Here is a 12,484-nt window from a genome sequence, read left to right on the forward strand (position 1 = left end):
TCTTATTCCTTATTTCCTGGTACGTTTGTCAAAACTGTATCAGGTGGTTTTCGCCCCTTCAATCGCGGACATAGCGGATTTCAGAACCGTCTCGGGCGGTGAAGCGCGCTTCGCTCAGCACGCCTTTGGCATCATACCATAGGGTTCGATTCAACTTGCCGGTCAGTGTGAAATATCCGTCTTGCTGGCTGGCGACGATCTCAAGCTGTTTGCCGTCCACGGTATCGACCAGCCTGTCCGCCTTGGTCGTTTGGGGATTCCACAGGCTGGCGGGCATATTCGCCTTTTCAAGGCGGTCGGCCTTTCCATTCAGAGTGACCAGCAAATCTTGCCCTTCCGCCTTGATCGCCAATTCAAGTTTCTTGCCGTCGTCGTTGGTGTTGGACGTCAGAGCCGTCAGACGGCCATGGCTCCAGCTTTCAACGGCGTCATGCTCGAAACGATAAAAGGGAATGCCTAGCAGAACGTACAGAATCCGCGTTTGCACGCGCACGATCTGCGCATCTCCGCTGGTCTCGAACCTGTAGAGGATGCGTCCGATAGACGTGCCATTGCGCATGACCGTGAAAGCCAGTTGGCCGCTATCCGGCGTTCCCGGCATGGTGGCCTGGGCGGGTAGGGCGCAGAACAAGATAAAAGCAAACAGAAGATTCCTCATCCCACCACCTTGCCGGGATTGAGCAGATTCGATGGATCAAGGGCGGCCTTCATGCGGCGCATCAGATTGCGCTCGACCTCGCTTTTATAGCGCGTCATGTCGGGCAGCTTCAAAAGTCCAACGCCATGTTCGGCCGAGAAGCTGCCATTCAGGGCCTGCACGATATCGTGAACGATTGCGGCCAGTCTGTCGCGGTTGGCCAAATATGTTTGCTTGTCCATACCCTCGGGCTGGCTAAGATTGTAATGCAGATTGCCGTCGCCAACATGGCCGAAAGGGCAGGGGCGGATGCCGGGCAGGGCCGATTCGACGGCTTTGGCGGCACGCTCAAGAAATTCGGGGATGGAGGAGACGGGCACGGAAATATCATGCTTCAGGCTGCCGCCCTCGTGCTTTTGCGCTTCGGGGATGGATTCGCGCAGCTTCCAAAGTTGCTCGCGCTGGGCAAGGGTCGCCGCCACGACGCCGTCCGACACCAGACCGGCGCCGATGGCTTCGGCCAGTTCGGTCTCCATCAACTCCTCGAACTCTGCATCGGCGCGCGAGGTTGAAATTTCGGCCAGCACATACCAGGGATGCGCCTCGCTTAATGGATCGCGTGCGCCGGGTATGTGCCTTGTCACGAAATCCAGGCTTCGTCTGGCCATCAGCTCGAAGCCCGTTACCTGTTCCCCCGTGGCTTCCTGCAGGCGGGCCAGAAGCGTCAGCGCGTTGCGGGGCGAATCCAATCCCAGAAAGGCGGTTACGATTTCCCTGGGCTTGGCGTATAGAGCCAGCGTGGCTGCGGTAATGATGCCCAGCGTTCCTTCCGATCCAAGAAAAAGCTGTTTCAGATCGTAGCCTGTATTGTCCTTGCGAAGGCTTTTCAGCCCGTCCCAGACTTGCCCGTCGGCCAGCACCACTTCCAGGCCCAGCACGAAACGCTTGGCATTGCCGTAACGCAGCACCGCCGTGCCGCCGGCATTGGTCGACAGGTTGCCGCCGATCTGGCACGACCCCTCCGACGCCATGCTCAAGGGAAAAAGCAGACCTGCCCCGTCGGCGGCCATTTGCACCTGGGCCAGCGAGCATCCCGCTTCCACGGTCAGGGCTTTGTTGTCGGTATCGACGCCGCGGATGCGATTCATTCGGCCAAGCGACAAGATGATCTGGTCTGGTCTTGAAACGGCGCCGCCAACCAATCCTGTATTGCCGCCCTGGGGAACAAGGCTGACGCCCGCTTGGGCGCAGGCTTTGACGGTGGCCGCCACTTCCTGGCTGGTCGCCGGGCGGGCCACGGCCAGGGCGCGGCTAACGTATGAGCCGCGTTCCTCGTGCAGATAGGCCGCCATCTTTGCCGGGTCGGCCAGTACATGGCCATCCCCCAGGATTTCGCTTAGGCGGGAAATTAGGTTGGTCGAGTTCATGCCGCTATGATCGGACGCCATGGGGCTGCGATCAAGCCTGTTCCAAGGCGCGGGCCAGGGCGGCAAAGCCCGCAAAGCCGATTTCTTCCGCCCGGGCCGTGGGGACGATGCCCGCCTTGGCCAGCAACTCTTCGGCATTGCCCAGACTTTTCAGGCTGGAACGCAACATCTTTCGCCGCTGGCCAAAGGCGCTGGCCGTCACGCGCTCGAACAGGGCGAATTTTGCCGGTTCCGTGGTTGCTTTCGGGGTCAGGCGCACGACGCTGGAAGCCACCTTGGGGGGGGGCGTGAAGGCGGCCCCAGGCAAGTCGAACAGCTTTTTGACCTCGCACTGCCACTGGGCCAGGACGGAAAGCCGTCCATAGGCAGAGCTGCGCACCGGTGCCACCAAACGGTCGGCGACTTCCTTTTGAAACATCAAGGTCAGGCTTTCAAAGTCGTGAATCCGCTTCAGCCAGCCGACCAGCAACGGCGTTCCCACATTGTAGGGCAGATTGGCGACCACGCGCCTGGGGGCGTTGCCCAGTTCAGCGGTTTCGATTTTCGTGGCGTCTCCCTCGATCACCCGCAGGCGCCCTTCGTAGGCGGCTTCGATCTCGGCCAAGGCGTCCAGGCATCGCTTGTCCTTTTCAATGGCGATAACCTGGGCTGCGCCGTTCTCAAGCAAAGCGCGGGTCAAGCCGCCGGGTCCAGGCCCCACTTCGATTGTGGTGCCTTGCGTCAAATCGCCAGCCATGCGTGCGATTTTGTTGGTGATGTTCAGATCGAACAGGAAATGCTGGCCCAGCGATTTCTGGGCCAATAGTCCATGTTTCTCCACGACCTCCTTAAGCGGCGGCAGCATGGGCATTCGCCATCTGGGCCGCCAGTTTCAGGGCGGCCATCAAACTTTGGGGATCGGCCTTTCCCGTTCCCGCCAGCTTAAGCGCCGTTCCATGATCTGGCGAGGTGCGGATGAAGGGAAGCCCCAGCGTTGCGTTGACGCCTTCCCAAAAGCCAAGCATCTTGACCGGAATCAACGCCTGATCGTGATACATGCACATAACAGCGTCGTAGTCTGCCCTGGCTTCGGCATGAAACAGCGTGTCTGCGGGCAGGGGGCCGAAGGCATTGATTCCTTCGCGGCGCAATGCCTCTATGGCAGGGAGAATGATGTCGATTTCTTCGCGCCCTAAAACGCCATCCTCGCCGGCATGTGGATTGAGACCAGCCACGGCAATCCGGGGTTCTGGCAAGGAGAAATAGCGCTTCAAGGCGTTTGACAGGACGCGCCCTTGGCGCAAGATCGCGTCTTGGGTCAGGCGCGCAGGTACTTCTTTGAGAGGGATGTGGATCGTAACGGGGACGACGCGCAAACCGTTTGCCGTCAGCATCATCACGGGCTGCGCCCCGCCCGCCAGTTCGCCCAGAAACTCGGTATGGCCTGGATGCGCGAAACCCGCGGCCTTCAGGACCGCCTTATGGATGGGATTGGTGACCAGAGCGGCGGCCTGGCCTGCCACGACCATTTCGACGGCTCTTGTTATGGATTCGACGACGGCTTTTGCGTTCTCGGCGTCCGGAATTCCTGGTCTAGCTTCAACGCGTAAGCCAAGCGGGACAACTGGCAAGGCATGGTCGAAGCAGTCCTGGGCGTCTTTTGGCGCTTGCACGATCTGAATAGGAACCTGCCAGCCCAAGGCGTTTGCGATGGATTGCAGACGATTGGGATCATCAATGGCGAAGAATGGGGAAAGCCCCTCGCCACGGCGCATCCAGGCTTTCATCGCGATTTCGCCGCCGATGCCGGAAGGTTCGCCCATTGACAGCGCCAAGGGCGCGCCAATCATGGATTATATCCGGACATCGACAATGGCCGTGCGCCTCAGATCGCGCAACAGGCGCCTAGCTTGAATGTCCATCCGTTCCATTTCAAGGCGCCCTACGATCTCCTCGCGGGTAGGCAGTCCTGTTTCATCCTTGCGCGAACAGACCATCAGCACGGCTACGCCGCCCCCTACCTTCTGCGGCGCTGTCACTTTCCCTGCGGGGAGATCTGCCAATGCCGATTGCAAATTGCTTGGCAGTGCCCCTACTTTGATTTTGCCAAGTCTAGGATTGGATGGCGAGCCGATTTCCTTGGATAGTTTTGCGATGTCATCGCAACTTTCAGCGGCACTGGCAGCCGTTTGCACAAGCTCGGTCTGGGCGCGGACTTCATCAGGACGGGCATTCTGAGCAAGGGGAAGAAACAGCTGCGCTAGTTCAAGGACCGAGTTGCTTCTGTCTTGCGCCGCCCCGCTTCTGCGTTCGCGCAGATAGAAGATATGGTAACCGGTCAAGGTGCGAATGGGATTGCTGACTTGCTGCGGTTGCAGGCTTTTGACGATGGTTTCGATATCTGCTGGCAATTGGCCTTCATAGATCCATCCGATATCTCCACCAGTGGCGGCGCTTGCCGTTTGCGAGAATTGACGAGCCAGTGACGGAAATGGGGCGCCTTGTCTTGCCTGTTGAACGATGCGCTCGGCAAGTGTGTGGATTTCACCTTCTTGAGACGGATTGTCTGTGCCCAAGAAAATCTCGGCCAAAAGATATTGCGGGCGGTTCATATTCGATTTTGCCAGTGACAACTGCGCGTCGACTTCGGCGTCCAGGATTTTGATCGCACTGGCGTATTGCATACGTAGCAGCTTGACCCATGTGATTTCCGTTTTGATTTGGGTCAGAAGGCTGTTGAAGTCTATGCCATCTCTTCTGGTGGCGATCTCAAGGCCGCCAGATGGCAGGTTGTTCTGGGCTTCAATGTTTCTGATTGTCTTCTGAATTTCAGATTCAGTGGCTGCAATGCCCTGACGAGCGGCTTCCTGAAGCTGCAGCTTTTCTTCGATCAATTTGCGAAGGACCTGGGGAACCAGACGGCGGCGCACATCGGGGCTGTTTTCCAGGCGGGAATTGATGATGGCCAGCTTCATGCGTTCTTCAAGGTCTCGCATGGAGACGATGTCGTCGTTGACCACGGCGGCAATGCGCTCATTCTCTTGTGCACTGGCGCTTGACGCGGCCATTGCGCCTAGCAGAGGCAGCGAGACCGTCAGAAGGAACGTCAACATTCTCCAGCAAGTCATGATGTCGTGCCTGTGTCCATGAGAGGGGCCGGTTTATTCGGCACTGGCTTGGAACTCGCCAAGCGTCTTCAAGGTGAAGCGGAAGAGAATATACTGCCCGCCGACGTAATCGCGGTCATAGGTGAACTTGTGCATATAATTGGCCGACAAAGCGAAGCACTCATCCTCATAGACCAATTGCGTATTGTAGGAAAGCGGTTCGATGTCGTTGCCAAGATTGTACACTGTTCCGGCATTGGCGGACCAGTAACGTGTCAGCTTCGAGGATAAGGTCATATTCACCTGTTCGCGATCCGGGTAGCCGGTGACGCTGTTCTTGTCGACGAACACGTAATTCGCACTAAGGTTCAAGGCTTTTGGGCCTGCCTGAAAACCGACCTCGCTTCGTCTGGCTGCCAGTGAGTCCTTGTCTAATCGGAAGCGGTAGAGCATCTTGAAATTGCCCATCGGGCTGACGTCAAAACGCCCTACATAGTCCGACAGATTGTCTTGCAAGCCAGAGTCTCTTGCATGTGTTTCGTCGACATGGGCGCGATAGCTCTGGCCCAACAAGGCTGTCATGGCGCCCGGCCGCTTGCCAAAGACGCTCCATTTGACGCCATAGGCAACGCGAGGACCGCCTTCCACGCGATCAAGTCCGGTAAATCGCTGGGGAAGGAAGATGTTGGTGTCGTCATACTCGAAATCGAGGCTGTCCTCATTGGGAATACGCGCAGGATTCATGCCGTTGGGGCTGACCGTGCCCACGACGATCGGCTCCACCACGTCGGTAAAGCGTTCGCCATTGCGCACGAAAGGATAACGCCAATCCAGGGACAGCTGAGGAACGACGCGTCCGCTGAAACCGTTTTCTTCGCGGTTGTGAAGTTGGTAATCGGAAATGTGATAGCCGTCGCCGCGCAATTCCGCCGTCAACTTGTATTTGTCGCCTGCGGGAGCCGTATAGGGCAGGTTCCATGCCAGCCGCGAGGACATTCGCCGGGTGTCCGTTCCCTCGCCCCGGTAGATGTCGAGCATTCCAGCATCGAGGCTCCAATACTGGCCTTGCGATCCAGGCTCGCCCACGCGCCTTAGTTCGGCTACCGGCAGCACGACGGGAGCTTTGCCCGGATCATCGCTTTTCGACAATCCTTGATACAGATAGGACTCCATCCTGGCGTAATTGCGGCCAGAGAAACCCTCGACATAGGGGTGCGTTTCCAACCAGCGGTCAGATCCTCTGAATCCATAGCGGCGCAGATAGGTGTCGTCGCTGGCACGCTCGACCAGATAGCCTGCTCGCCAAGTTTCATCGACATCGAACAGGCCGGTCGCCTTGATATGGCCGCGCACCGTATTTTTCGAATCATAGGTCAGGCTGCCCTGGGTGTCGGTTTTCCCACTCATCAAGCGGTTGCGGTGTTCGCCGATCATGACCACGTTTTCCTTGCCCGTGGCCATCGTTGAAATGGTGGCGTCCTGGTTGTTCGAGATTGCCCAATAATAGGGGACTGTCAGCGAGCCGCCCAACTGGCTGGAGCCGCCGAAACTGGGGGGCAGAAAGCCGCTGTGCCTTTTGACGCGCGGGTCGGCGTGTTCGAAATATGGCGTGTAGGCGACGGGGACGCCCGCGAATTCGAGCCATGCGTCCTTGTATTCGAAGGTCTTGTTTTTCTCGTCATTCGTCACCTTCATGGCCTTGACCTGCCAAAGAGGCGCTTTCTTCGGGTCGTCCTTGCAAGGTTCACAAGCCGAGTAGACGGCTTTTTCCATGACGTTCTTTTCGCCGGAAACGCGCGTGCTTTTGGCAGCGGCCAGACGCGTGCGGTTGGCCATCAGGACTCGCAGGTTCTTGCTTGTCGCTTCCTTCAAATCGCCGGACAGTTCGAAATAATCCGCAAAAAACACGTCGCCGGTGGGTTCCAAAAGGCTGACATTGCCCGAGGCCGAAATGATGTCCTGGCGGGTGTTGTAGGAAATCTGTTCCGCCAGCAGGACGCGGCCCTGATAGGAGACTTCGACATGCCCCCTGGCGGTCATGATGCCAAGTTCTTTGTCCTGGTTGACCTCGTCGGCAGAGAAGTAAACCTGTTCACTGTCAAAGTCGTTCTTCGCCGGTTTCTGTTCGGCGGCGCTCAGATGCGGCGCGGGCAAAAGAAGGGCTGCCAGCAAGACGAGGGCGGAAGCAAAACGGCGGCTCATTTCGACGCCTCGCCGGTTTGGCCGCGCAGCCTGGGCAATCTGGGTTGTCCGATCAAAAGGCCAAGGCAGATCAAGATAGGCAGGACCGGCACCACATAGATCAAGGGGATCAAGGTCAGGGACTTCACGACAAGCCCAGCAACGCCCAATTGTGCAGCTTCGACGGCAATCATCAAAGCAATGGCCAGCACGACCTTGCCCGACATGCCATGGCGTGAGAAGGAGCCGGAAAGCAAGCAGACCAGGGCGACGAAGGCGAAGGCGAGGTGGTAAAGCGGGCTGGAAAGCCTGTGATGCGCTTCTACCCGGAAACGGGCGAAATCCACTGGCCCCACCTCTTGCGCATTGACGGAAAACAGTTCGCCCAATGGCCGTTCGCGGGCATCGCGAAAACGTGGATCATTGTTTTCCAGGTTGGTCATTTCCACGGTGTAGCTGTCGAAATACAACAGCGAAAGCTGACCGCTGTTGTGGATCAGTTCCTGACGATTGCCGTTGATCAGAAGAACGCGAGGTCCGCCGTCCGAACGCACCAAAGCGCCGCGTTCGGCCATCATGGTGACGTCTCTGTCTTTCTTGCGCGTGTCATGGACCAGAACGTCCAGCAGTTCGCCTTCGCCGGTGCGCGAGCGCACATAGACGGTTACGCCGTCTACGATGTTGTTGAATGTGCCTTCCTGTAAAAGAACGCGCGAGATGTCGTTACGGATTTCCCATTGCATTTCGCGGAAGGTCTTGACCGACGCCGGACCCAGCTCGATGGTCAGAAGATAGCCGAACAAGGTCAGCCCGCCCGCCACCAGCAAGGCTGGCCGGGCCAGCGCCATCTGGCTTAGGCCTGCCGAACGCATCACCACCATCTCGCGGTCGGCATCCAGCCGGTTGTAGGTGAACAGCAACACCGCGAACAAGGCGATGGGGGTGATCATGGTCAGGAAGTTGGGCATCAAAAGCATGGTCAGATACAAAAAGCCGCCAATCGAGAGGCCCTTGTTAATGATCAGTTCGACCAGACGCAAGGACTGGCTTAGCCATATCACGCAAGTCAGTCCTATCGTCACCAGGATGGTGCCGATGAGAATCTGGCGCAAAATGTACAGCGTGATCCGTCCCAACGGCCACTTCCCCTGTGGAAAACTTTTTGGAATGAGACCTGTAAACCATCCGGCCACGGGCTGTAAAGCATTGAGACGGTGATGTTTCGCTTCTCGATTGGGGCAATTTTTCCTGCTAGACTGCGCGCCTGTTGCTCCCCCACGAGGACTAGTAGTTCATGCCCCCTCATACCCCGATAGCTGGGAAAACCCCCTCCGCGCCGCTGTTGGAATTATCTGAGATCGCTCTGGCAGCGGGGCAGGCCATCCTTGCCATTTATTCTTCCGATTTTGCCGTTCGCCAGAAATCCGACGAATCGCCGGTCACGGAGGCCGATGAGGCTGCTGAAAGGTTAATTTTGGAATCTTTAAAGAAGACGGATCCCAAGACCCTCATCATTTCCGAGGAAGCCGCCGAGGCAGGCTACATGCCCGACCGGCAGGGACAGCGATTCTGGCTGGTCGATCCTTTGGACGGCACCAAGGAATTCGTCAAGCGCTCTGGGGAGTTCACGGTCAATATCGGCTTGATAGAAAATGGAAGTCCGGTCCTGGGCGTGGTGTTCGCGCCGGTTCTGGATCTGTTGTTTGTTGGCGGAACCGAGGGCGCTTGGAAAAAGGAGGGTTCAGGCCCCTGGCAATCCATTGCTTGCCGCCATCCTCCGGCTGACGGCTTGAGCGTGGTGGCCAGCCGGTCGCATGGCGATCCTGAGAAAATCCATGCCTATTTGGCCGGGCGAAAGATCGCTGGGCTGGTCAAGGCTGGCAGTTCCCTGAAAATCTGTCGCGTCGCGGAAGGGTCGGCGGATGTCTATCCACGCTTCGGTCCGACCAGCGAGTGGGACACCGCCGCCGGACATGCCGTCCTGCTGGGGGCCGGGGGACGCCTGGAAACCCTGGATGGCCAGCCCTTGCGCTATGGCAAGGAAAGCATCCTCAATCCCGATTTCGTGGCTTGGGGACTAAGGGATTAGGCGATGCCTCGTCTTCTGCCCGCCACGCCCGAGAATCTGGCCGAAGCCGTCGCCGTGTTGCGAGAAGGCGGACTGGTCGCTTTCCCAACCGAAACGGTTTACGGTCTGGGCGCCGATGCGTCCAATGATCAGGCGGTGGCGCGCATTTTCGCAGCCAAGGGACGCCCCAGTTTCAACCCACTAATCTCGCATGTCGCCGATATCGAATCTGCGGAACGGATCGCTTGTTTCGACGACCGTTCCAGGAAGCTGGCCCAACGCTTCTGGCCGGGGCCATTGACCTTGGTGTTGCCGCGCAAACCGGAAGGACGGGTCTCGCTTCTGGCCACCGCCGGGTTGGATACGCTGGCCGTCAGAATTCCCAATCATCTTGCCGCGCTAAACCTGCTGCGGGCGTTCAATGGTCCCATCGCCGCCCCCAGCGCCAATCCGTCGGGCAAACTCAGTCCGACCAGGGCGGATCATGTAGTTCAGGGCTTGGGTAAGAAGGCGCAGTTGGTGTTGGATGGCGGGCCGTGCCAAGTCGGGTTGGAAAGCACGGTTCTTTCGCTGGTTCATGATGTTCCCTGCCTGCTGCGCCCAGGTGGCGTCTCTTTGGAGAGCCTGAGAGAAGTTTTGGGGCGGGTTGAGGTCGTTTCGGAAGGCGGGGCGATCCAGTCGCCCGGCCAGATGGAAAGCCATTATGCGCCGCAAGCTAGGTTGCGGTTGAACGCAGACCAGCCCATGCCGGGCGAGGTTCTGCTGGGGTTTGGCCCAAATGCTCCGGGTGAGGCCGCCCTTAATCTAAGCCCGGCGGGCGATCCGATCGAGGCGGCGGCGCATCTGTTCGCCTATTTGCGCGAATTGGACCGGCCAGGAGTCATGACAATTGCCGTCATGCCCATTCCGCATCATGGGTTGGGATTGGCCATCAATGATCGTTTGAAGCGGGCGTCGGCGGACAGGTAGAGTACCTACTCGCCCCTGTCCCTGGGCGAGCCACGCAGCGATTTGGTCGTCGAACGTTTGCCTTTATCGTCCAGGCGGCGGCGTTTCGAAGCGAGAGTTGGGCGGGTTGGGCGGCGCGGCACCGGCGGCGGCACGGCTTGGCGGATCAGGTCGATCAGGCGCTCAAGCCCATCTTGGCGATTGCGCTCCTGCGTGCGGTGACGCTGGGCCGTGATGACCAGAACGCCCTCTTGCGTCATCCGTCGGCCGGCCAGTTTTTCCAACCGCTCCTTGACGTCTTCGGGCAAAGACGGTGAGCCGCGCACGTCGAAACGCAATTGGACGGCGGTGGACAGCTTGTTCACGTTCTGCCCGCCAGGACCGCTTGAACGCACGAACTGCTCTTCGATTTCCTTTTCGTCGATGGCGATTCTGTGGGTGATGCGGATCATGGAGGCGCCGTCAAGCGCCGCGCAGCTTGTTGACGAAATCGGCCAGCCCCACTTGGCGAACGCGCTTTAAGCGCTCGGCGCTTAGGATGGCCTTGACGGCGGCAATGCTGACGGCCAGATCGCGATTGACGATCACGTAATCATATTCCGGCCAGTGGCTCATCTCGTCGGCTGCCTTGCTCATGCGCTTTTGCACGACCTCTTCGGAATCCTGGCCACGCCCCTTCAGGCGTTTTTCCAGTTCCTCGACCGAAGGGGGCAGCACAAACACAGTGACCAAGTCGTCGCGCGCATTGGCGGCTACTTGCTGCGTGCCCTGCCAGTCGATGTCGAACAAGACATCCTTGCCCGAGGTCAGCGCTGCTTCGACCGGCGCCCTGGGCGTGCCGTAGTAATTGTCGAACACTTTGGCATGTTCGAGAAACTCGCCGTTTCCGATCATGCCCTTCATGCGTTCAAGGTCGATGAAATGGTAATCCTTGCCGTCCACCTCGCCAGGGCGGGCCGCGCGCGTGGTCGCCGAAACCGACATCGCCAATTGCGGTTCTGTTTCCAGCAGGGCTTTGGCGATCGAGGATTTTCCCGCTCCTGATGGCGACGAGAGAACCAGCATCAGGCCCCGGCGGTTGATTGCGGCATCGTTCATGGATGGCCCCTATTCGATGTTTTGCACTTGCTCGCGGAATTGTTCGATCACGGCCTTCAGCGCCAGTCCGATGCGCGTCAACTCGACATCCGACGATTTCGAGCACAGCGTGTTCGATTCCCGGTTGAATTCCTGGCACAAGAAATCCAGCCGCCGCCCCACGGGATCGGTTGCTTTCAGCATGTCGCGGGCCGCCTGCACATGGGCGTCCAGCCGGTCAAGCTCTTCCCTGACGTCGCCCTTGGCGATCAGCAGGGCCAGTTCCTGGGCCAAGCGTTCTTCGGAGACCGGCGGCTGGGAATTCAACAACTCGTCCAGCTTGGATTTAAATCCGGTCCTGATGGCTTCGGGGCGCAGGGCTGCCGTCTCTCGAGCCGCCTTGGACAAGCGCTCGATCTCGTTCAATTCCAAGGTCAGGATCTCCGCCATCCTGGCTCCTTCGTCCTTACGCATGGCGGCTAGGCCAAAAAGCGCTTCGTCCAGCGAGGCCAACAGCAGGGCATCGCGTTCCTTAAGTCCCGCCTCGTCCAGGCTGGCTTCGTCGGCGGTTTCGATAACGCCGCGCAGTCCCATCACGCTTTCAGCGCTGGGGGTGGGCAGGCCGTGTTCGCGGGCCAGATCCATGGCCAGGGTCAGATAACTGTCAAGCAGCGCCCGGTTCACCGAGGGTGCCGTGGACTGGCTCTGCCTCGTGACGTTCAAGGAGAGGTTGATATTGCCCCTTTTGGCCCCTTTGGCCACCTTGTCGCGGGCGGGAAGTTCCAAGGAATCGTGGCCGGGCGGCAGGCGCAGGCGAACTTCCAAGCCCTTGCCGTTGACGCTTTTGGCCTCCCAGATCCAGGAGAACTGGGGGCAGGCGCCCTGCGAACGGGCGTATCCGGTCATGCTGATGATCGACATGCGCCTTTTCTGGCCGTTCCCGATTGATCTGGCAAGCGAAAAGCGCTTGTTGCTTGGAAGGACCCGATAAGCTATCCCAGAAAAATGAACAGGAAAGAGGAACGCGAGCGCAGGAAACGCGGGTTGGTCGGCGTGACCG

The 12,484-nt window shown here is 58.8% G+C and carries 12 protein-coding genes; 2 read left to right on the forward strand and 10 right to left on the reverse strand.

All coding sequences use genetic code 11. The features are described 5' to 3' along the window. Positions 1-58: 58 nt before the first annotated feature. The 7 genes from HQL44_14045 to lptF are packed head-to-tail and all read right to left on the reverse strand — an operon-like array spanning position 59 to position 8,467. Complete coding sequence (locus HQL44_14045) at positions 59-658, reverse strand: hypothetical protein (GenBank protein MBF0269702.1); 600 nt, start codon at positions 656-658, stop codon at positions 59-61. Then, a complete protein-coding gene (locus HQL44_14050) occupies positions 655-2,064 on the reverse strand; it encodes an FAD-binding oxidoreductase (protein MBF0269703.1) in 1,410 nt (469 codons plus the stop codon). The genes HQL44_14045 and HQL44_14050 overlap by 4 nt, the downstream gene beginning before the upstream one ends. A 31-nt stretch (positions 2,065-2,095) precedes the next feature. Continuing rightward, entirely contained in the window at positions 2,096-2,914 is an 819-nt protein-coding gene (gene rsmA / locus HQL44_14055; GenBank protein MBF0269704.1) for a 16S rRNA (adenine(1518)-N(6)/adenine(1519)-N(6))-dimethyltransferase RsmA, read from the reverse strand. Then, positions 2,892-3,893: a 4-hydroxythreonine-4-phosphate dehydrogenase PdxA gene (gene pdxA / locus HQL44_14060; protein MBF0269705.1), complete on the reverse strand. Its 1,002-nt coding sequence runs from the start codon at positions 3,891-3,893 to the stop codon at positions 2,892-2,894. Before pdxA ends, rsmA begins: the two co-directional genes overlap by 23 nt. 3 nt (positions 3,894-3,896) lie before the next feature. Then, positions 3,897-5,156 (reverse strand): peptidylprolyl isomerase, encoded by a 1,260-nt coding sequence (locus HQL44_14065; protein MBF0269706.1) that lies wholly within the window; start codon positions 5,154-5,156, stop codon positions 3,897-3,899. Positions 5,157-5,204: 48 nt separating this feature from the next. Continuing rightward, the gene (locus tag HQL44_14070; protein MBF0269707.1) at positions 5,205-7,352 is read right to left on the reverse strand and encodes an LPS-assembly protein LptD; all 2,148 of its coding nucleotides are present in this window, start codon (positions 7,350-7,352) and stop codon (positions 5,205-5,207) included. Continuing rightward, the gene (lptF, locus tag HQL44_14075; GenBank protein ID MBF0269708.1) at positions 7,349-8,467 is read right to left on the reverse strand and encodes an LPS export ABC transporter permease LptF; all 1,119 of its coding nucleotides are present in this window, start codon (positions 8,465-8,467) and stop codon (positions 7,349-7,351) included. The genes HQL44_14070 and lptF overlap by 4 nt, the downstream gene beginning before the upstream one ends. Positions 8,468-8,625: 158 nt before the next feature. Here lptF and cysQ point away from each other — a divergent pair, with 158 nt between their 5' ends. Both cysQ and HQL44_14085 read left to right on the forward strand, forming a co-directional pair. Continuing rightward, entirely contained in the window at positions 8,626-9,420 is a 795-nt protein-coding gene (gene cysQ / locus HQL44_14080; protein MBF0269709.1) for a 3'(2'),5'-bisphosphate nucleotidase CysQ, read from the forward strand. A 3-nt stretch (positions 9,421-9,423) separates the two neighbouring features. After that, positions 9,424-10,368, forward strand: coding sequence for a threonylcarbamoyl-AMP synthase (locus HQL44_14085; protein ID MBF0269710.1), 945 nt, complete (start codon positions 9,424-9,426; stop codon positions 10,366-10,368). Positions 10,369-10,373: 5 nt separating this feature from the next. Here the strand turns inward: HQL44_14085 and arfB are convergent, their stop codons facing one another. From arfB to HQL44_14100, 3 genes are read right to left on the reverse strand one after another with little or no spacing between them, the layout of a single operon-like run. Next, the gene (gene arfB, locus HQL44_14090) at positions 10,374-10,799 is read right to left on the reverse strand and encodes an aminoacyl-tRNA hydrolase (protein MBF0269711.1); all 426 of its coding nucleotides are present in this window, start codon (positions 10,797-10,799) and stop codon (positions 10,374-10,376) included. Between the two features lie 10 nt (positions 10,800-10,809). After that, positions 10,810-11,445 carry a guanylate kinase gene (gene gmk / locus HQL44_14095; GenBank protein MBF0269712.1) on the reverse strand — a complete coding sequence of 212 codons (636 nt, stop codon included), beginning with the start codon at positions 11,443-11,445 and terminating at the stop codon, positions 10,810-10,812. A 9-nt stretch (positions 11,446-11,454) separates the two neighbouring features. After that, complete coding sequence (locus HQL44_14100) at positions 11,455-12,345, reverse strand: YicC family protein (GenBank protein MBF0269713.1); 891 nt, start codon at positions 12,343-12,345, stop codon at positions 11,455-11,457. Between the last annotated feature and the right edge of the window lie 139 nt (positions 12,346-12,484).

This window comes from Alphaproteobacteria bacterium, assembly GCA_015231795.1.
Lineage (GTDB): Bacteria > Pseudomonadota > Alphaproteobacteria > Rhodospirillales > WMHbin7 > WMHbin7.